The organism is Paenibacillus sp. FSL R7-269 (genome assembly GCF_000517865.1).
Classification (GTDB): Bacteria; Bacillota; Bacilli; order Paenibacillales; family Paenibacillaceae; genus Paenibacillus_AQ.
The window spans coordinates 142,727-163,271 of record NZ_ASPS01000053.1 but is presented as its reverse complement, the minus strand read 5'-3'; the positions used below and the strand labels follow the sequence as shown (position 1 = coordinate 163,271).

The 20,545-nt window shown below is 54.0% G+C and carries 18 protein-coding genes and 1 riboswitch; of the genes, 13 read left to right on the top strand and 5 right to left on the bottom strand.

Translation table 11 applies throughout. The annotated features are described in order from the left end of the window. Positions 1 to 4: 4 nt before the first annotated feature. The 6 genes from C162_RS23260 (at position 5) to C162_RS23235 (ending at position 7,207) form a co-directional block, all read left to right on the top strand. On the top strand, positions 5 to 1,063 hold the full coding sequence (locus C162_RS23260; protein WP_036698249.1) for a FecCD family ABC transporter permease: 1,059 nt from the start codon (positions 5 to 7) through the stop codon (positions 1,061 to 1,063). 2 nt (positions 1,064 to 1,065) lie between these two features. Further along, positions 1,066 to 2,100 carry a FecCD family ABC transporter permease gene (locus C162_RS23255; protein ID WP_036698247.1) on the top strand — a complete coding sequence of 345 codons (1,035 nt, stop codon included), beginning with the start codon at positions 1,066 to 1,068 and terminating at the stop codon, positions 2,098 to 2,100. A 27-nt stretch (positions 2,101 to 2,127) separates the two neighbouring features. After that, positions 2,128 to 3,168, top strand: a complete 1,041-nt coding sequence (locus tag C162_RS23250; protein ID WP_036698246.1) for an NAD(P)/FAD-dependent oxidoreductase — start codon at positions 2,128 to 2,130, stop codon at positions 3,166 to 3,168. A gap of 179 nt (positions 3,169 to 3,347) precedes the next feature. Then, positions 3,348 to 4,880, top strand: a complete 1,533-nt coding sequence (locus C162_RS23245) for a spore germination protein (protein ID WP_051493864.1) — start codon at positions 3,348 to 3,350, stop codon at positions 4,878 to 4,880. After that, positions 4,870 to 6,075 (top strand): Ger(x)C family spore germination protein, encoded by a 1,206-nt coding sequence (locus tag C162_RS23240; RefSeq protein WP_036698244.1) that lies wholly within the window; start codon positions 4,870 to 4,872, stop codon positions 6,073 to 6,075. The genes C162_RS23245 and C162_RS23240 overlap by 11 nt, the downstream gene beginning before the upstream one ends. Positions 6,076 to 6,109: 34 nt before the next feature. Further along, positions 6,110 to 7,207 carry a GerAB/ArcD/ProY family transporter gene (locus C162_RS23235; protein ID WP_036698243.1) on the top strand — a complete coding sequence of 366 codons (1,098 nt, stop codon included), beginning with the start codon at positions 6,110 to 6,112 and terminating at the stop codon, positions 7,205 to 7,207. A 5-nt stretch (positions 7,208 to 7,212) separates the two neighbouring features. Here C162_RS23235 and C162_RS23230 read toward each other — a convergent pair whose 3' ends face one another. The 3 genes from C162_RS23230 to C162_RS23220 form a co-directional block, all read right to left on the bottom strand. Next, positions 7,213 to 7,446 carry a hypothetical protein gene (locus C162_RS23230; protein WP_036698241.1) on the bottom strand — a complete coding sequence of 78 codons (234 nt, stop codon included), beginning with the start codon at positions 7,444 to 7,446 and terminating at the stop codon, positions 7,213 to 7,215. A 143-nt stretch (positions 7,447 to 7,589) separates the two neighbouring features. Next, positions 7,590 to 8,615, bottom strand: coding sequence for an ABC transporter substrate-binding protein (locus C162_RS23225; protein ID WP_442792471.1), 1,026 nt, complete (start codon positions 8,613 to 8,615; stop codon positions 7,590 to 7,592). Positions 8,616 to 8,717: 102 nt separating this feature from the next. Next, a complete protein-coding gene (locus tag C162_RS23220) occupies positions 8,718 to 10,307 on the bottom strand; it encodes a helix-turn-helix domain-containing protein (protein ID WP_051493863.1) in 1,590 nt (529 codons plus the stop codon). A 149-nt stretch (positions 10,308 to 10,456) separates the two neighbouring features. On the opposite strand from C162_RS23220, the gene C162_RS23215 reads away from it, so the two are divergent. The 4 genes from C162_RS23215 to C162_RS23200 all read left to right on the top strand — a co-directional run bounded on the left by C162_RS23215 (position 10,457) and on the right by C162_RS23200 (position 14,523). Then, the gene (locus C162_RS23215) at positions 10,457 to 10,816 is read left to right on the top strand and encodes a (2Fe-2S) ferredoxin domain-containing protein (protein WP_036698240.1); all 360 of its coding nucleotides are present in this window, start codon (positions 10,457 to 10,459) and stop codon (positions 10,814 to 10,816) included. Positions 10,817 to 10,926: 110 nt separating this feature from the next. Further along, a complete protein-coding gene (locus C162_RS23210) occupies positions 10,927 to 11,736 on the top strand; it encodes a GNAT family N-acetyltransferase (RefSeq protein ID WP_036698239.1) in 810 nt (269 codons plus the stop codon). Between the two features lie 127 nt (positions 11,737 to 11,863). Further along, positions 11,864 to 13,021 (top strand): AI-2E family transporter, encoded by a 1,158-nt coding sequence (locus C162_RS23205; protein ID WP_036698238.1) that lies wholly within the window; start codon positions 11,864 to 11,866, stop codon positions 13,019 to 13,021. 20 nt (positions 13,022 to 13,041) lie between these two features. Beyond that, entirely contained in the window at positions 13,042 to 14,523 is a 1,482-nt protein-coding gene (locus C162_RS23200) for a carboxylesterase/lipase family protein (RefSeq protein WP_036698236.1), read from the top strand. Between the two features lie 649 nt (positions 14,524 to 15,172). Here C162_RS23200 and C162_RS23195 read toward each other — a convergent pair. Next, positions 15,173 to 16,351 (bottom strand): PstS family phosphate ABC transporter substrate-binding protein, encoded by a 1,179-nt coding sequence (locus C162_RS23195; RefSeq protein ID WP_036698235.1) that lies wholly within the window; start codon positions 16,349 to 16,351, stop codon positions 15,173 to 15,175. Positions 16,352 to 16,583: 232 nt separating this feature from the next. Next, positions 16,584 to 16,731, top strand: a riboswitch (FMN riboswitch). A 127-nt stretch (positions 16,732 to 16,858) separates the two neighbouring features. On the opposite strand from C162_RS23195, the gene C162_RS23190 reads away from it, so the two are divergent. After that, positions 16,859 to 17,821 (top strand): DMT family transporter, encoded by a 963-nt coding sequence (locus C162_RS23190; protein ID WP_036698232.1) that lies wholly within the window; start codon positions 16,859 to 16,861, stop codon positions 17,819 to 17,821. Between the two features lie 147 nt (positions 17,822 to 17,968). On the opposite strand, the gene C162_RS23185 is transcribed toward C162_RS23190, so the two are convergent. Continuing rightward, positions 17,969 to 19,123: a hypothetical protein gene (locus tag C162_RS23185; RefSeq protein ID WP_036698229.1), complete on the bottom strand. Its 1,155-nt coding sequence runs from the start codon at positions 19,121 to 19,123 to the stop codon at positions 17,969 to 17,971. Positions 19,124 to 19,312: 189 nt separating this feature from the next. Here C162_RS23185 and C162_RS23180 point away from each other — a divergent pair, with 189 nt between their 5' ends. After that, a complete protein-coding gene (locus tag C162_RS23180; protein WP_036698227.1) occupies positions 19,313 to 19,978 on the top strand; it encodes a stage V sporulation protein AA in 666 nt (221 codons plus the stop codon). Beyond that, complete coding sequence (locus C162_RS23175; protein WP_036698225.1) at positions 19,975 to 20,400, top strand: stage V sporulation protein AB; 426 nt, start codon at positions 19,975 to 19,977, stop codon at positions 20,398 to 20,400. The genes C162_RS23180 and C162_RS23175 overlap by 4 nt, the downstream gene beginning before the upstream one ends. The last annotated feature ends 145 nt before the right edge of the window (positions 20,401 to 20,545 follow it).

Below are 20,545 nucleotides of genomic sequence, written 5' to 3'. Positions count from 1 at the left end.
ATTCATGAATCATCAGGAAGTGTCCGGGAGCGGGCTGGATCAGAAGGCAGAGCGGCTGAAGCTGCGGTCCCGTCCCTGGGCGGCAACACTAATTCTTATTGGCGGCTTGATTGCGTTGGCGCTTGGTATTGCTATATCCGTATCGTTCGGGGCCGCAGATATTAAGCTGTCGGTCGTATGGACCGCAGTCTTTCATTTCAATCCCGATATTACCGACCATCAGATCATCCGCGAGCTTAGGCTGCCGCGTGTGCTGGGCGGTGTAATGGTGGGAGCCGGCCTCGCTGTGGCAGGAGCTATTATGCAAGGGATGACCCGCAATCCGCTGGCGGATTCCGGATTGATGGGCATTAACTCTGGAGCGGGCTTTGCGCTGGCGGTCTGCTTTGCATTTTTTCCGGGATTGCCGTTCATGTATCTCATTCTTTATTCCTTCGTTGGCGCCGGAGCGGGAGCGGGAATTGTCTATGGAGTAGGCTCACTGGCGAAGGGAGGGCTAACCCCGGCCAGGCTCGTATTGGCAGGTGCTGCCCTCAGTGCGCTGCTCTCGGCGCTAAGTGAAGGGATCGCTCTGTATTTCCGGATCGGACAAGATCTCGCTTTCTGGTACGCCGGCGGTCTGGCCGGAACGAAGTGGTTCCAGCTGCAGATCATGTCTCCATGGGTCATAGCGGCTATCCTCGGAGCCATTGTGCTGTCCCGTTCGATTACAATGCTCAGCCTGGGTGAGGATATTGCCAAGGGGCTTGGGCAGCGTACAGGGCTGGTGAAATTGGCAGGAACGCTGATTGTCCTGATTCTGGCCGGAGCCTCTGTAGCTGTAGTAGGAGCTGTAGGGTTCGTCGGCCTGATCATCCCCCATCTGACCCGCTATCTGGTCGGTGTGGATTACCGCTGGATTATTCCCTGCTCTGCGGTGCTGGGTGCGCTGCTGGTGGTCGGGGGCGATCTCACCGCCCGGATGATCAATCCGCCGCATGAAACGCCGGTGGGTGCGATTATAGCGCTGATTGGGGTACCGTTCTTCCTGTATCTGGCCCGAAAAGAAAGAAGGGAGCTGTAAAGATGCAGAGCCATAAGATAATTTCTTCAGAAGATGCAAGGCGTAAGCATGGCCTCAGGGTGATCGGCGTGCTGGCTGTTCTGATTGTGATCATGTTCATTATAAGTGTGAATACAGGATACATAAGACTTACTCCGCTTGAACTGCTGGATACGCTGGTCGGCAAGGGAACGGAGAAGCAGGAGCTGATTCTGTTCCAGTTCCGCCTGCCGCGGATTGTCATTTCTCTGTTAATTGGTACCGCACTTGCCGTATCCGGCGCAGTGATGCAGGGGGTCTTCCGCAATGATCTGGCCGATCCGGGCATTCTCGGCATTAATGCCGGGGCCGGACTGATGGTCATGCTGCTGATTTCCTTCTACCCGACGACCTCGGCGGCACCGGTCTATCTGCTGCCCGTGGTGGCCTTTGCCGGGGCGGCCTGTACTGCCGCTCTGATCTACAGTCTTGCCTACAAGCGGCATCAGGGCATCTCGCCGATCCGGCTGCTGCTTACCGGGGTAGCTGTGGCGGCGGGCATGAGTGCGGCGATGATTGTGCTGACGCTTCGCCTTGACCCGGACAAGTATCAGTTCGTTGCCACCTGGCTGGCGGGCAGCATCTGGGGCACAAGCTGGAAGTTTGTCTTGTCCCTGCTGCCCTGGATTGTGATTCTGCTGCCTTATGTCATCTACAAGGCAAGGGTGATGAATGTACTTAATCTGGGCGAGCAGACAGCGACAGGACTCGGTGCTAATGTGACCAGAGAGCAGTTCCGACTGCTGGCAGCAGCGGTCGGACTTGCGGCCTCCAGCGTAGCGGTCAGCGGCGGCATCGGCTTCGTCGGGCTGGTCGGTCCGCATCTGGCACGGCGGCTGGTCGGACCGAAGCATCAGCTGATGCTGCCCGCCTCAGCGCTGATCGGCGCGCTGCTTGTTATTGCGGCGGATACGATCGGGCGGCGAATACTGCAGCCGTCCGAGATTCCTACCGGCATTGTGGTAGCTGTCATCGGCGCTCCATACTTTCTGTATCTTCTGGCCCGTACCAAATCTTAAATACAACCAGACTTTGGAGGGATATCAATGAATGAATCAATGGAATTATACGATGTGACGATTATTGGCGGCGGCCCCGCAGGCATGTATACAGCGTTCTATAGCGGAATGAGGGATTTGAAGACCAAGCTGATTGAAGCGAAGGATGAGCTGGGCGGCAGAATGCTGATCTATCCCGAGAAGATGATCTGGGATGTCGGAGGAGTAACACCTATTCTCTGCCGCCAGTTAATTGACCAGCTGGCAGAGCAGGCACGCACCTTCGATCCTACCATTGTATTTGGACAGCAGATTGTTCACCAGGCCTACCAGGAGGACGGAACGTATATCCTGACCTCAGCCACAGGCGAGCAGCACTGGACCCGTACCGTTATTCTCACCATCGGATACGGTATTCTGCAGATGGCGAAGCTGGAGATTGAAGGCGCGGACCGCTATGAGGTGACGAACCTGCACTACACGGTACAGGAGCTGGAGCCCTTCCGCGGCAAACGGGTGCTGATCTCGGGCGGCGGCGATTCCGCAGTGGACTGGGCGAATGAGCTGGAAGGGATTGCCGCCAGTGTAACCGTGGTACACCGCCGGGAGCAGTTCGGCGGGCATGAGAAGAATATTGCCCGGATGAAGGCCTCCTCGGTGGATGTGCGTGTGCCTTGTGCGGTAAGCCAGCTGCACAGCAGTGACGGAGAGCAGATCGATCAGGTGACCGTCTGCCATATTCAGACCGGGGAGCATGAGCAGCTTGCGGTCGATGCCGTCATTGTCAACCACGGGCTGAGAAGCGACTTCGGTCCGCTGAAGGACTGGGGGCTGGATATGGGAGAGTGGTGTGCGAACGTCAGCGGGAAGCTGGAGACGAATCTCCCGGGTATCTTCGCTGCCGGAGATTTCGTGGATCATGAGAGCAAGGTAAGGCTCATTGCCGGAACGTTCACCGATGCGGTGCTTGCCCTGAACAGCGCGAAGCTGTACATGGACCCTACCGCTGAGAAGGTAGCCTACGTCTCCTCCCATAATGACCGGTTCAAGGAGAAGAACAAAGCACTTGGCGTAGCAGATAACCACTAGCATTCCTCCATTAGAGATAACAGCCGGTGTATCGGCGTTATATCATAAGCTATATTTGCACAAGCTGTCCCTAATACGGATTATTCCGTACCGGGGACAGCTTGTTCTGCTTTTACATATTCCATATGCTGTATAAAAAAAGGATAGCGGGCGAATAGTAAGAGCCAGGAGGTGCGGATATGGAGAATATAAATTCGCCGGTCTCCCCTAAGCTGGAAGACAACATCAGTACCATTCAAGCAAGGCTCGGGAACAGCCCCGATTTGGTTATACGCACCTATGAATTAATTAATAGAACAGCCCATGTGGCTGCAGTATATATCGCTGGCATAACAGACAGAGTGATGGTCGATGATTATATCTCGCATGTCATGTCCTTTCAAGCTCTGAATGATCGTGCGCGGCTTGCGGTAACTCCAGAAGAAGTCTACAGCTATATTAAAGAGAATGCCCTTAGTATCGGCAAGGAGAAGCTGGTTACAGATATTAACGGGCTGCTGGAGGCGCTGCTCTCGGGTGATACAGTTATTCTGGTGAACGGAGTGGGGGGAGGCATTAGTGGAAGTACCTGCGGCGGGGAATCCCGCGCGGTTACGGAGGCAGGCACCCAGGTCGCTATCCGCGGCTCCAAAGAAAGCTTCACGGAGACCATCAGCACGAATATTGCCCTGGTCCGCAAAATCATCAAGAACCCGGACCTCTGGACTGAAACGATGAAGCTGGGTGATGTCACCCACACTGATATCACGATTATGTATATCCGCGGCATTGCTGATGAAGAGACGATTCAAGCGTTCAAGGACAAGCTTCAGGAGATTAAGGTCGATATGATTCTGGAGTCGGGATATATCGAACAGATCATAGAGGACAATAAATATTCCCCGTTCCCCACCATATTCAATACGGAGCGCCCGGATAGTGTGGCAGCCAATCTGCTGGATGGACGGATAGCTATCTTCGTGGACGGTACCCCGTTTGTCCTGATTGCCCCTACCACCTTCTTCATGTTCTTTCATACGGTGGAGGATTACTACCAGCGGTATGATATCTCCTCGCTGATCCGGATGCTCCGGTTTGTGTGTCTGGTCATTTCGATGTATGGTCCGGCGATCTTCGTCGCTGCGCTGAACTTCCATCAGGAGATGATTCCAACCCCGCTGCTGATCAATCTGGCATCACAGCGGGAGGGGGTGCCGTTCCCTGCCTTTGTTGAAGCGGTTCTCATGGAGGTAACCTTCGAGATTATCCGGGAAGCAGGGATCCGTATGCCTTCGCCGATCGGCCAGACTGTGTCCATCATCGGCGGTCTCGTGCTCGGGACAGCAGCGGTTCAAGCAGGGATCGTCTCGCCGGCGATGGTAATTGTGGTCTCGCTCACAGGAATTTCCAGCTTTGCTACACCTGCCTTCAACATGGCGCTCTCCATCCGCATGCTGCGGTTTTTTATCATGGCAATCGCCGCATTTATGGGGCTGTATGGCATTGCCATATTCACTATTATGCTGATTGCCCATCTGTGCAGTCTGCGCTCGCTCGGGGTTCCTTACATGACTCCTATCGGTCCCTTCGTTCCGGGGAATCTGAAGGATACCTTCATCCGCTCCCCACAGAGCTTCACGAGGCTCAGAAAGCGGCTGGTCAACAATAGCAGCCGTTCTTCAGCCTCTCCCGCAGGGAAAGAGGCCGCCGGGAGGGAATCTGATGAAGGGTAAGGGGCTGCTGCGCCTGATCGCCGTAGCGGTGCTGATCCTGCCGCTTGGCGGCTGCTGGAACAGCCGGGAATTGAATGAGCTGGCCATCGTAAGCGGCATAGGGATGGATCTTGTCCCGGAGACAGATGAATACCGGGTCACCTTTCAATTGGTCAATCCGTCTTCAACATCTACAAGTAACTCTCCCGGAAGCGGCAAGCCTGCTGTAGTGGTGGTGTCGGCCACCGACAAAACGATGTTCGGCGCATTGCGGCGGGCGTCGAAGCATGTGACCCGCCAGCTTTTTTTTGCCCACACCCAGCTTATTGTGCTTGGAGAGTCCCTGGCGCGGGATGGGATTAACGATATCTTCGACATCTTCGAGCGGTCCCATGAGCTGCGGCTCAATTCAGAAATACTGGTCGCCCGCGGCAGCGATGCCGCATCCGTCCTGAAGCTGCTGACCCCTGTAGAGAGTCTCCCGGCTCTGGGGCTGGTCAAAAAAGCGCAGAATACCTCCAGAGTCTGGGGGGAGAACCGGCCGATCAGCGTATTCGATGTCATTCACGGCATTACAGGAGAAGGCGATCTGACGATCAATGCGGTGAAGATCAAGGGGGACGCTGAGGAAGGGAAGAAGAAAAGTAATCTGGAAGGGTCTGAGACCCTGACCGAGACGGTGATGAACGGGCTAGGGGTGTTTAGGCAGGGGAAGCTGCTTTATTGGATGAAGGACTCAGAGGCACGGGGAACCGAGTGGCTGCTTAACCAGATAGAAGAAACAGTGATCAATATTGATGCGGATGATAAAAAAGAGTCCGTAGCCGTCAATATCATCTATTCCAGAACGGAAGTAAAGATCACGATGGAGGGGGGACTTCCGGTCTTTCATGTGACAATTGCGGAGGAGGGGAGCGTCAATGAAACGGACAGCTACGTGGATCTTAGCAAGCGGGAAGAAATCATGAAGCTTGAACGGGGGCTGGAGAAGAAGACGAGGATCGACGTCACGCAGGCTTTTCAGAAGGGGCAGCAGCTTGAGAGTGATATTTTCAATTTCGGCAATGAGCTGAAAAGGACGAATCCGCAGGAATGGGCGGCACTGGACGGGGACTGGGGCTCAATCTTTGCTAAAGGAAGGCTGGACCTTAAGATCATGGCTTACATCCGCAGTACCGGCATGAGTCTGAAACCCTATATTCCCGAAGGTAAATAATTGGCTTAACCGCAGAAACTAGGTGATTTATGTTATGAAAAAAGAATTGATCGGCCCCAATCAGCTGCTTGCATTGATCATTTTGTTTGAGCTGGGGACTGCCGTGCTTGTCCCCATCGGCTTAGAGAGCGGCCATTCTGTCTGGCTCGCTATTCTGTTTGCCCTTCCCGGAGGCATCCTGCTGTATCTGGTGTTCGCACATCTCTATCTTCAGTTCCCGAACCAGATTATAAGCGGTTATATACGCACCATTCTAGGGCCATGGCTGGGCTGGCCGGTAAGTCTGCTGTTCCTGCCGGTGATTCTCTATAACGGATCGAGAAACCTGCGGGAGGCGGGGGATCTGCTGATCTCGGCGTCCTATGACAAAACCCCGATTCTGATTATTAATTCCATCATGATTATTGCTGTGATGTATATTCTGAGAAAAGGGATAGAAGTGTTCGCCAGGACCGCCGAAATTGTCCTGTGGATCGTGATCATAATGGGGTGCATCTGTATTGCCGCTGTAATCTCAGCCGGGCTGGTGGAGTACAGAAATCTGTTTCCGCTTCATATGGGCGATTATAAGCAAGCCTTGAAATCAGCCTATCCCAGCATCCTGATCTTTCCGTTCGGCGAGCTAATGTGCTTCACCACCATTCTGCCCCACTTCAACAAATCCCGGAAAATCAAGAAAACAGGTATCGCAGCGATTATTGTCAGCGCCTGCCTGCTGAGCTTCACCCATGCCATTGAGATGGCAGTGCTGGGAGAGAACCTCTACAGCCGGACCGCCTTTCCCATGTTTACGACCATTACCCTTGTGAATTTGGCCAATTTCATCCAGCGGCTGGATGCCCTTGTCGTCCTTACACTGATTATCGGGGCATTCTTCAAGCTGACCGTCTACTGTTATGCTGCTGTCGCGATAGCAAATGATCTGTTCAAGGTGAACGATACAAGCAGGCTGGTTATTCCGGCAGGCGTGATTATGCTGTTCAGCTCTTTTGTCAGCGCACAGAATTATCCCGAGCATATGAATGACGGGAAGACCTTTCTGATGACGATTCTGCCGGTATTCTGTGCGGTGATTCCCATCCTGCTGCTGCTGGTTCATCGTGTCCGGCGGAGGTTCGGCTTGTACCGTTAGAGGAATTATGAGGGTTTCCGGCGGGATTGACGCTTCTTAGAAGCATGAACGGCTACCTGGATGAAGGGGAGGAGCAGGAAGATCGTGATACATATCCCTTCCTGCAGTGTAGTTGTGGCAAAAATCGTCCCGAGTGAATGAATGGATGCAGGCAGGCTGATACCGGACATCACATCAATGATGACTATTAACGTAAGTGTAAGAACAGCGAACAGGACATAGATGCTGATAATCTTCATGGCGGGTCTCCTTATGCACCGCAAAATGATTTGCCGGTTCCGGCGAGGCGGGCTACAGATATTATCTCCGAGTAATGGATAGGGTAAACGCCAAAAGCTGCCGGAAGCCATTCAAGGCTCCAGGCAGCTTGATCATTACTCTATTATTGTGGTGTCGAGGTCAGCCAATCGGCCAGCTCCTCCGTCTGGGCCAGAACGGCAATCGGATCATAATACCAGGAGCGCTCTTCTTTCCATACATAGATCTTCCCGTTCTTGACCGCCGGCAGACTGCCCCAGATCGGGTCTGCCTGGAAGTCTTGAGCAGTCCAGGTATTGTCGGTGATGACCAGATAATCACCCGCATACTTGCTCAGAGTCTCGGCGGATAATTCAGCCCACTGCTTCTCCATAATTTCAGCAGCCACTCCAGCCGGCGGCTTGCGCCCCAGCGCCTGATAGATGGGCTGGCCTCCGCGTCCGAAGTTGTCCCCATAGACCCAGGTGGATTTGTCTGCATGCTCGAGAATGCTGAAGGTGGCCCCGGCAGGAACGGCTGCATCTACACGGGCCTTGGCGTCAGCAATCCGCTTATCGTAATCAGCCAGCCATGCTGCTGCCTCCTGCTCCTTGCCCAGTAGCTTGCCGAAATAGGTCAGCTCTTCATGTGCATTCTTCAAATCACCGTACGGCACAATAACCGTTGGGGCAATCTGGCTGAGTGCGGCATAGCTGTCTGCATTGCCTGAGATAATTAAGTCGGGATTCAGCGCGAGGATATTCTCCGGTGACATTTTACCGTATGTGCCGGTATCGGCGACTCCTGTCAGGAATTCCTTGAAGTACACATTCTCCAGTGTAAGCCCCGGAGCACCGACCGGAATCGTATCCAGTGCAATCAAGCTGCCCAGATATTCCTCGGCCACAATCCGCTGCGGTGCTGCCGGCACCTCAATATCTCCATTCACAGTTGTCACAGTATGGAAAGCCGGAGCTGTGGTGGCAGCAGCCTTCTCCGGCTGAGGAGTGGAGTCGGGTGCTCCAGTAGCATTAGCTGAAGCAGCACCACTGCTGGTAGTAGAGGTGTTGTTTCCACAAGCCGAGGCCATAAGAGTCAATGCCAGAAGCAGAGTTACTACGATCCAATGCTTCAGGTGGATGTTGCGTGAACGTAAATACGGGATCTTCAAGAGGTTGCCTCCTTAATGTAGAACGATTATCATTCTCAATAACACTTTACAGAGTTTGCCCGGATTAGACTATGGCTGAATGTGATGTCCGGCTATGTAAATTTATGATGTCAGCGCCTGCACCAGGACCTTCAATTGCGCTTCGGAGGAGAGGGGGTCGAAGCCGTAGAACATGCAGGGCTGATTCAGGAAATAGATTCTTCCGCCTGGAGAATCATCGGTATGATGTTGGTGTACAGGGTGAAGTAAGCTCTGCAGCGGCTCCAGCGCTTCAGCAGCCTCCCTGCTTGAGGTAATGAAGATATGGTCAGCGGGGTAGCGGGCAATGTTTTGGAAGGCGATCTCCAGGTAGCCCTTCTCCAGCAGTCCCTCGGCAACGAGGCCAAGCGGTGGGCGGAAGCCAAGATCATGATACAGAATCTGTGCTCCGCGGCCGTAACTGCTGCTGAAGCAGTAGGCCGCCTCTGTGCCAAGCTCCAGGACTATGGCGGTCCCCCGGTCACCGATCCGCCGGTCCAGCATCTGGTTAGCCTGGTGACAATGCCAGTCATAGAGGCTTAGCCAGGCCTCTGCCTGCGGCTGGCGTCCGGTCACCTCGGCAATCAGGCGGAATTGCTCCCGCCAGTCCATTTGCATGAAGGGAATCTCAATCACCGGTGCGACGGATAGGAGCTGCTTGCTCTTGTCGGGCAAGGAGTAACTGATAATGACATCCGGCCGGGCGGACGATAGACGTTCATAAAGACCTGAGGAGCTGATTCCTTCATCCAGCAGTTTCTTCCTGGAAGGAACGGGCTGCAGGCTCTCCATCCAGGCCGAATAGACTCCCAGCCTGGGAACGACTTCGAGCGCATGGAGACTGGCCGTATGATTAAAGTTCAGCGAGACTACGGATTTGCTCTTACGGTGATAGGATGATGGCGAAATTCCTACGACCTGCTTGAATTTGCGGCTTAAATAGGTTCCTTCGCTGTACCCTACCTCAAGCGCCAGCGTACTCAGATTCGGGGCTCCTGTAAGGATACGCTGCTGGGCCTTGCGGATGCGCAACAGCGTTATGTATTGGTTGAAGGTCTGTCCGGTGAACTTGCGGAAGCTCCGGGAGAAATGCTCCGGGGTGATTCCGGCAAGCCCGGCAGCCTGTTCTCTCGTCAAATCTTCATTATAATGGGATTCTATATATTGCAGGATACGGTCAATCCACTGAGAGGGTGGCTCTGCGTACTCCGCAGAACTGTCATATAGCTCACTGAGCAGCTCCGTGAACAGAGCTTGCAAGGCAAACGGCTTGCGCTGCTCCGGCTGGTTCCAGTCGCTAAGAAGCTGCACAGCAAGCGTGCTTACGTGGGACGGACAGCTTCGGACCGGCTGACGATGGTTCAGCGGGCTGAACGTCCGGATGTTGCCGGAGATCGCCGCATATTCAATCCATACACCCTGCAGCTTATGGCTGCGGGGCAGCGTGATATCCACCGAACTGTCACTGTACAGAATATGACCGCCGGATAGACGGATGCGTTCGCCATCCAGCTCGATGACTTCGCTTCCTCTGGTGATCACCACCAGGAATGAGGTGAAGGGCTGAGTGGGATTGTCCCCGTTAAAGGAGGCTTGATCCAGTGCCATTACACGTACCGGAATATAAAAGCTGTGAGGATTAGGCAATGAACGGCCGGCATTTCGCGTCTGCATATTTTGAGTCACTCTTTTCATGGGTGATAATCATTCTCAATGATAGTATAACAGCCTTTCCTTCTATTGACGATCCCCGAAAAGGGGGTTAGAGTTTAGGGTTATAGGGCAAGCAGGTTATTGTTGTAATTGAAGGGGGCGGAACTGTCATGACAACCTGGAATCTGCAAGGAACGGTCAGCCATTTGCTGATCTGTAACGGAAGTGACTGCAAGAAGCACAAGGGCGAAGAGGTAGCGGAAGCGATTGAGGATGAGATTACGAAACAAGGGGCAGACGCGCTGATACATACAACAATAACCCGATGTAACGGAAGATGTTCGGATGCCTGTGTGGTGATCTCCTACCCCGAAGGCGTATGGTACAGGGATGTCACCCCTAAGACTGCCAAAAGCCTGGTGCGCAAGGTGTTGAAGGGAGAACAGCTCGAAGAGAATCTGCTCTATACCTATGAAGAAGGCTTCAAGGCCGCGACCCCGAAGGGTGCCAAAGGGAAGAAGAAGAAATAACATAAGAGGCTTAGTACAGCCCGTTGACGGAATAATTCCGGCTGCGGGCTGTTTATTTTTTCCAATGGGGGCATTACAATAGATAGAAAAGTCAAAGAGGGGGAAGCCCAATGTTTGTAAGCTTCGGGCCGGAGGATGATGTGCTGCACAGCAGGCTGTTCATACAGGAAGAGGTAGAATATAACCTGATTCATCAGATCGCGGGAGATCAGGAAGCGATGCGGCTAAAGACGGAGGAGAATGATCTGATCTTCGCCCATAACGGCGGGTACAACTCGTGGTTATGGTTATCGCCGGAGCTGGATGAAGAGAGGCGCTGTTCCCTTGTCCGGCAGCTGGCGGAAATGCTGGAGGACCGCGGATTACCGGGGGTTAACGGAACGCCGGAGACAGGGAAGCTGTTCGCCGATGCGTACGGCGAGCTTACAGGAAAGACCTACCAGGTACGGATGATGATGGAAGCCTATCACTGCCCGCAGGTGCAGCTGCCGCATGGTGTCAGCGGGAAGCTGCATCAGGCGGAGCCAGGCGATATTCCGCTCATCGCCGGGTATTTAGCCGGATTCGTGCAGGATTGCTTCGGTATGGAGAGTGCACCGGAGGATCATCTGGACTATGCCGGGGCGGTCACGGAGTCCGGCAAGCTCCGTCTGTGGATCGACAAGGACCAGCCGGTGTCCATGGTTAATCTGGCTCATCAGTCTGCCAGACATGCACGGATTAATGAGGTGTACACTCCGCATGAATTCCGCAAGCACGGGTATGCCAGTGCGGCCGTAGCTGCCCTGTGTGCTGAGCTGCTCAGCAGGGACATAACGCCCATGCTCTATGCCGATGCGGCGAATCCCGATTCCAATAAGGTCTATCAGTCGGTGGGCTTCAAGAGGACCGGAAGTATTGTTGATTTGCGCTTTCAGTAAGCTGTCCCGGTTCGCTGTAAAAGAAGGCCTCCCTGATTTGACTTGCAGCCACAGGGTTACTATGCTTATACATAGTGCAAATAATCACACTTAACAGGTAAGAGTTGCAGCTAGGGGGCGGCAGGATATGGATAGACGGCAGGTATGGCCGGATAAATTTAAGAAGTTTTTTCTGAACAACAAGTTTGTGGTAGGTCTGCTGATTGCGTTGCTGGTAGGCTTAACAATACTCGTATTCTCAAAGATTCCGTTTGTGTTCAAGCCGCTGTCTGTGCTTCTGCATACGGTGGCAGCGCCGCTGCTGCTCTCAGGGATCGCCTACTATCTGCTGAATCCGCTGGTGGACCGTCTGGAGAAGAGAAGCCGGGTGAAGCGTGCATATGGCATTGTCATTCTGTATCTGATTATTATCGGGATCATTACGCTGGTGCTGCTGATGGTCATCCCGATCATCCGCACCCAGCTCATGGGCCTGATTGACAATTTCCCCGTCTATAGTGATCAGATTCAGGAGGAGTTCGTCCAGCTTACCGGCAGTGAATTGTTCAATAAAATTCAGTCGAGTGTAGGTACGGACCTTAGTGATATCACCAGCAAGGTGACGACCTGGGCCACCGCCTTCCTGAATAATGCCGTCAGCGGCGTAGGCAGCTTCGTTGGAACACTGACGGAAATTGTGCTGGCTGTAGTGACTACACCGTTCATTCTCTTCTATCTCCTGCGCGACGGCAAAAGATTGCCCGACTATCTGATGAGACTCATCCCTACCGCGCTGCGGCCGCAGTCCCGGATGGTGATGCAGGAAATGAACAATCAGATCGCATCGTATATCCGCGGCCAGATTATTGTCAGCTGCTGCATCGGAGCACTGCTCTATATCGGATATCTGATTATCGGGCTGGAGTATTCGCTGGTTCTGGCGATCGTTGCCGCTTGTACGGCTGTAGTTCCTTATCTGGGACCAGCCATTGCGATTACCCCTGCGCTGATTGTGGCGATGGTGACCTCACCGTTTATGCTGCTGAAGATGGTCATTGTCTGGACAGCGGTCCAGTTGATCGAAGGGAAGTTCATCTCGCCGCAGATTATGGGGAAATCACTGAAGATTCACCCGATTACGATTATTTTTGTGATTATTTTTGCCGGAAAAATGTTCGGTGTACTCGGTATCATACTTGCGGTGCCGGGCTACGCCGTGCTTAAGGTGGTAATGACCCATATCTTCCAGTGGTTCCGCTTCCGCTCCGGGCTCTACAGAGTCATCGAAGAAAAGACTGAGGAATAATGCGAAAAGGAATGAGTGCAATGACAGGACAACTGGTGAATACAGCTTATGGGCAACTGGAGGGAGAAGCGGGAAACGGCGTGAACGTGTGGCGCGGCATCCCGTTCGCTGCCCCGCCGCTTGGAGAGCTGCGCTTCCGGGCACCGCAGCCGCCGGAGTCCTGGAGCGGCGTACGGGAGGCCGTCCAGTTCGGACCGGTCAGCCTGCAGCCGGTCAGCACCAGCGGGACGCGGTTCGGCGGCACCACCCCTATTTATGATGAAGACTGTCTATATCTGAATGTCTGGTCCCCGGCGGTTGCGGAGGAGACCGAAGCGCTGCCGGTGATGGTGTGGATTCACGGCGGCACCTTCGTTACCGGCGCAGGCAGCCAGCCGATGTTCGAGGGCAGCAAGCTGGCCGTCTCGGGGAAGGTCGTGGTGGTTACCGTGAATTACCGGCTGGGTCCGCTCGGCTTCCTGCATCTGTCTCCGCTGGGCGGAGGACTGGGCAGCAACCTGGGCCTCCTGGATCAGATTGCCGCCCTGGAATGGGTGCAGCAGAATATCGCTGCATTCGGCGGGGATCCGGGGCGTGTCACAGTCTTCGGAGAGTCAGCAGGGAGCATGAGTATTGCTGCACTGCTCGCGATGCCTGCGGCGAAGGGACTGTTCGGCCAGGCCATTATGGAGAGCGGGGCGGCGCAGACACTGAACGCTCAGCAGGGCGGGCAGATTGCCGCCGCTTTCCTGGCAGAGCTGGGCCTTCAGCCCGGCGGCGATACGCAGCCTCTGCATACGCTGTCGGCCGGAGAGATCATGGAAGCCGCAGGCCGGATGGCGTACAAGCTGTCTGGAGATTCGATGAATATGTTTTTCCAGCCGGTTGTTGAGCCGGGCACCTTGCCGGTTGAGCCGGTACAGGCCATCGCAGCGGGAGCGGCCAGCGGCATTCCCGTGCTGATCGGAACGAATCTGCACGAAGGCAATCTGTTCTTCCGGGAGGGGCAGAAGGCGGATAACTTCGAGCAATCGCTCAAAGCGCTGGAGCAGCTGATGGGAGTGGGTGACCTCTCCGAGCTGACCTCCGATTACAGCCAGACCTGGGAAGGACAGGCGGAGGTGCTGACTGACCTCTTCTTCTGGGCCAGCTCGATTTCGTTTGCGGAGAAGCAGCAAGGGCATGCCCCCGTCTGGATGTACCGCTTCGACTGGACGGTGGCTGGGCATCCCCTGCTGGAGAAAGCCATTCACGGCGCGGAGATTCTGTATGTCTTCAACAACCTCTCGCTGCTGAAGCAGTATGGCCTGAGCGTGACGCCGGAGATGGAGGCAGTGGCCGAGGCGATGCAGACCGCCTGGACTGCCTTCGCCCATAGTGGAGATCCGGCAGCGCCGGGACTGGATTGGCCGCAGTACACGCCGAAGACGCGGGCAACGATGATATTTGACCAATCCTCGCTTGTGGTGAATGACCCGGACGGGGAGAAGCGCAGACGGATTTTCGAGCATTATAAGGGATAAGTTCAAAAATGCAGCCCTCGCCGGAGGAAGAACTCCGGGAGGGCTGCTGTCTGTATGCGGGCCGAATATATTCGAAAAAGCGAATACAATGGGCGGGTACAGCGGTTTGCAGGCGAATGTATGCGGGCGAATGTATGCGAAAAAGCAAATACAATGGGTGCTGCGATAAGGGAAGGGTCCATTGCTCCACAGCCAGTAACATTAATTGAGAAATCCTGCACGAATTGCAGCAATACTGTTCGATAGGAACGGTTTATGTTGAAATCTTGCATGAATTGCAACAAATCCAGCGCTAACTGACTCTAAACACCATAATTCCTGCAAATGATGCAACAATGTACCCCAGCCAGTAACAGTAATAGAGAAGTCCTGCAAAAAGTGCAACAATGCTGCCCTATACAAGCGGTGGGTGAGAGATAAAACTCTTAAATTGGCCAGACTTAGGCGGAGCGCCGGCTGAGAGGGAGAACACTTCAGAACGTATGCGGAAAACCGCACACATTGGGCAATGGCGGTGGTGTGTGGACCGAATGTATGTGGAAAACCGATTACAATGGGCAGGCGCGGGGTGTGTTGGCTGTATGTTATGCCATCAGAAAGCGATGAGGCACCAGCATCCTCTTATCTCTTTAGGATGCTGGTGTTCTGCCTATTTCACTGGAGTGTAGCCGGTCTTCTCAACCAGCTCCTGGCCCTCGGCGGACAGAATCCAGTCCAGGAACGGCTCGATGTTTGGGTTCGTGCTGCCGGCCGTTACGGCGTAGAACTCAGTCGTGAACGGATATTCTCCACTGCGGATGCTCTCCTTGGACGGTGGCACATCATGGATGGCCAGCAGCTTAATCTCATCACTGGCATTCATCTGTGAGGCGTAAAACAGGAAGCTGAAGCCCAGCGCATTCTTGTAATTGCGGTAGCTGGCGGTCAGGCTGATAATGCCGCTCATGACGTCTGCCACATTCTCCTTCGGCGGAGCCATAAGCTGGCGGTCCTCCATGATTTTTTGCAGCTTGGTCTGGCTGCCGCTGTCCTCTGACCGCTGGAATGCCCGGATCGGGTCATCCTTACCGCCGACCTGCTCCCAGTTGGTCAGGGTGCCGGAATAGATATCCTTAATCTGCTCCGTAGTCATGCTGTTGACCGGATTGCGCTTGTTGACGAAGAAGACGAACGCTTCGCGCCCGATCGGGGTAAGCTTCAGCTGGGCGCCTGCAAGCTTCGCCTGCTTTGTCTGGGCCAGCGAAGGCGCCGCAGCGAAGATGATATCGGCCTCTCCCGTAATCAACCGTTTGTAAGCCTCGGAGGTGCTGGTGCACACCACGAAATCTGTCCCTTCCTTCTGGACGAAGGGGGAATAATTATCCTGCGGGTAGACCGCTTGGGCAAAAGCCGAATACAGCGGGTACAGCGCTGTTGCTCCATCCAAGCGTGGCAGGTTCTCCGTGAGCTGGTAGGAAGCCTTACGGTTCAGGGATGCGGCTTTGGTATTTGCTGCAAAAGGGGCATACTGATTCAGATTAACCTCCTGCTCGCTAACCTCGGTCAAGCTGTTGATATAAGCTTGTCTAATCTCATGGCCTGCGGCTGCCAGCACACAGATTCCGGCAAAAGCGGCCAGGATCACCCGGCGTACCTTGCTGCTGAACAGGCCAAAGATGCTGAGCACGGAGAGTATAGCAAGCCCTGAAGCGACGACGAGGGCCAGCGGACCATAGAAGAGCATCCCTCCTGTAAAAGCGGCGATAACATAAGCCATGAAGCCGATGATGGCAAGGCCGGCCAGAGCTAGGATGGAATACAGCAGATTGGTCGAAAAACTTCTTTTCATAATAACCTCCAAATAGATCTCTATATTAGGGATGATAAATGTTCATACTATAGTGTAGCGCACACTGCCGTTTCTGCCAAATGAACCAGAACCTGGATGCGGCACGCAGATTGCGTTAGCAGAATGATGGTTTGAATGAATACTTAATGAAATATAATGATTATTTTCATAAAAAGCTGGACGAAATCAAAAATCAGAGGTATTCTGAGATTGTGAAAATAATAACAGAATACAAGATTCTCGGGGTAAGGTGAAATTCCTGACCGGCGGTGATGTTCGTGAGAACTAAGCCCGCGACTCGTTACTCTATCACAAGAGGAAGCGACTGATCTGGTGACAATCCAGAGCCGACGGTAAAGTCCGGATGGGAGAGGATCATAAGATAAAGGCGGCGGGTCTATTCCGTATGTCTTTATTGATAACAACCCCCGATGTTTGTCCTGTTTACAGGAGACACGGGGGTTTTTGGTCTCTATCGAGGGTTTGTATCGACAAGGAGAATGAAAGATGAGTAATGTATCTGCTTCATCCCAAGGCTTGCGTACCGCACCGGTGCGCAGCGGATTCTGGCTGGTGGTTATGGGGGCGGCCTTATGGGGCGTTGACCCGCTGTTCCGCATTATCCTGCTGAAATCCCTGACTTCGTCCCAGATTGTACTGCTTGAGCATGTTGTGCTCTTCCTGGTTGCCACTCCGGTAATGTGGCGTAACCGCGCAGAGCTGAAGGGTGTACGTCTGCGTCAGGCCGCAGCACTGCTAGTGGTATCGTGGGGCGGCTCAGCCGTAGCGACCATTCTGTTCACCAAAGCCTTATCCAGCGGAGACTTCAATGCCGTGCTGCTGCTCCAGAAGCTTCAGCCCTTGTTCGCCATTGGTCTTGCCGCTGTTATTCTAAAAGAACGCTTGCCGCGCCATTTCGCACCGCTGCTTATCGTTGCCCTGGCCGGGACGTACCTGCTGACCTTCGGCTGGACGATTCCCTTCGGCCATGTGAACAGCTTCATGGGTGTAGGAAGCCTGATGGCGTTGGGCGCTGCAGCTTTGTGGGGCGGATCTACAGTTATGGGCCGCTATCTGCTGGGCTCAATGAAATATGAGACGGTAACCTCACTGCGCTTCATTCTGGCGCTCCCGTTGCTGTTCGTAATTACAAGTATGGAAGGCGCCCCGTGGCAGTTGAGCGGCGGAGTCAGCGGCTCGGCGGCAGTTGCCGTTAACCTGCTGCTGCAGGCGCTGCTGCCCGGACTGCTCAGCATGCTGCTCTACTACAAGGGACTGAATACGACCAAAGCTTCGGTAGCAACCCTGGCCGAACTCAGCTTCCCGATGACCGGTATTCTGATTAACTGGGTGGTCTATCAGCAGCTTGTAACCCTGCCGCAGATTGTCGGCTTCGCGCTGATCTGGACGGCGCTCTTCTTCATCTCCAGTCAGCAGCGGGATCAGCTGCAGCCGGCCAAACAGAATTAACTTCATAGCGCTACAGTCTGAGGGGACATACCCCAGGACCCAGCGCATCATAGTCAAAGAGGATGTTCCTACACGGCCGCGCCGTCCGGGAACATCCTCTTTGTTGTACTGCAGACGCAAGGCAAGAGTGCCGCCGCTGGAGTAATTTTATTTCAGATATGGAGTGACCTTGACACTCTTGTACTCAAGCTCCTTGATCTGTGCTGGTGCGATATACAGCCGGCTTGCCGAATTGAAGCTGTTAACAGGTGTAAGAACCGTGTGATTGCTACCATTTGTGATTTTATAGATATAGGCCGCGGAAGGGTCGCCTGTTGCGCTAATGTTCATGACTTCGATCTTCCAACCGAGTGCCGCAGCAAGCGGCTTCACCGGTATCCACTCTTGTCCGCCCTTAGTGAATACGGTGGGTACATCGACACTTTTTCCGTCCAGATTCACATTGTATTCGTAGGCTAAGGTGATAGGCATCTCAGCGGCAGACAGGTCTTTCAGCACCATATCCTTAGGGAAATTGACTTCCGGTCTGGAGGATGGAGGAGCAGGGAACAAGGCTTCAAGCTCGCGGTTGTCCTTAACCAGCCGTGATGATCCGTCCTTCAGATTATAGATCCATGGGAGGCGTTTGGGCTCGTTTTTGACATATTGCAGCAATCCCTTCGACAGGTTCAAGTTGTTCAAGGTCCCTTTCAGCAGCTCCTGCCGCTTCCCGGTGGACGGGTCGAACGTACTGATCACATTCTGCCTGGCAGCCTCATTATATCCGCTTTCAAGCAGCGTATGCTGGTTGATCCACCGTGCATTGTAGTACCGCTGAGTAGAATAATAGACGGATACCTTGCCGGTCGCCGAGTTTCTCAGATACTGATCACCAAATTTGGCGATATAGCCCGCCGGCTGACGTTCATAACGGGAACGCTCCAGAACACCCCAGCTGCCGTCAGGGGAGAGGGTGTATTCACTTTTGCGCACAATGGACTGGCTCTGCGTATCGTATACATAGGCTTGCTCCGGATCATCCATCCCCGTCAACTGTAAGTTCCCGCTGTCATACTTCCAGAAATGTTGAAAAGCCTCCGGCCATTTGGCATAAGTCCCGTCCGGCTGCCGGGCAATGACGGCATTGATGAACTGGTTCCCCAATTGGCTCACAGAATATAGCTGTACGTTGCTGCTTTTGCTGGTATAGGAATCGTATACCTCGATCTTCTCGGCTGCATGTGCTGTGAGGGGTGCAGCGAATGCCAGAAGCATTGATGCAGACAGAGCCATCCGTAACGATTGGTGCAATGCTTTTTTCATATGAACTTCCTTCCTTTCTGTGTAAATAACTGTAACTATAGACGGCCCTGAGGCAGGAAAAGTTTCGGTGGTCCTGCGTAAGTCCCGATGAATTGCGGAGGGGAAGAGTAAAAATAAGCCTTTTTTCCCATACTACCCTTATTCTTGCCGTAGGACGGCATCACACCTGAGCTTAAGGAGGCCCCGCAGATGAACACTGATTCCCCGGCTACAGCCGTATATATCCAGCTTAAGAACCGGGTGACGGTGCCCAAGGGCAAGGGGGTGCTGCTGCGCGATGTCGCTTATCTGATCACTGAGCCAGCGTGGCGGGAGGCACTGTATACCCTGCTTGTGCTTCAGCCGAAGGAGAGTGACGGCAATCTGATCCTGGTTGATCTGCTGACCGTCATTCCCCGGATTCAGGAAGTGTACCCTGATGCGGAGATTCAGCCGATTGGCGAAGGCCGTACCATTGTACAGATTGAAGGTCCGTCTACGGCTGCTAAACCTTCTATAGCCCTGTTCGTGCTGGTCTGGCTGCTGCTGTTCTTCGGCTCTGCGCTGACGATTATGAATTTCCATGCCGATGTCAGCATGCTGGAGGTACAGATCCGGATTGTGGAGATGCTGACCGGCCGCAGGGACGAGCATCCTTATCTGTTTCAGATTGCCTATTCGCTGGGCATCGGGCTTGGGATGGTCATTTTTTTCAATCATTTGTTCAAAAAGAAATGGAATGAGGAGCCGACTCCCCTTGAGGTGGAAATGTTCCTGTATCAGAAGAATATCGATCAATATGTAATCAACGAGGAGTACCGCAAAATGAAACGCCGCAGTGACGAAGCACCCGGCAGCCGGGAGGGGGGCGCATGACGGCACCACTGTCGCTTGGACTTCATCTGCTGCTCGGGATTGCCGGGGGAATCGCGGTAGGCGGCGGGGTGATTGCGCTATTCGTAGTGCTGGACATCATCCCCCGGCTGGCGCAGCTCACCTCTTCCTATGACAAGGTTCACTGGTATGAGGGAGCGATGGTTGGCGGTTCCCTGCTGGGGACGGTGAGCGACTTCTGGAACTGGAAAATGGCGGCGGGCCCGCTGATTGAGCTGGGGGTCGGCCTGTTCAACGGCATATTCATCGGGATGCTGGCGGCGGCTCTGACCGAGGTGCTGAATGTACTGCCGATCCTGGCCAAACGTCTGCATATGACCCATCTGCTGCTTGGTCTCTTAATGGCGATGGTATGCGGCAAGGTGGCAGGCTCGTTGTTCGACTGGTTAGTATATCAACAGTAAAGGGGGCTAGGGCGTGAGGTACATTCACAGCGGTGATCAGGTAGAGACGGATAAAAAGAAAGACCGTTCTGCGCAGCAGAGCAGTGAGCAAAAATCACCGGAGCAAGCAGAGCAACCGGCTGCGTCCCAGAGCGGCAAGGGTCAG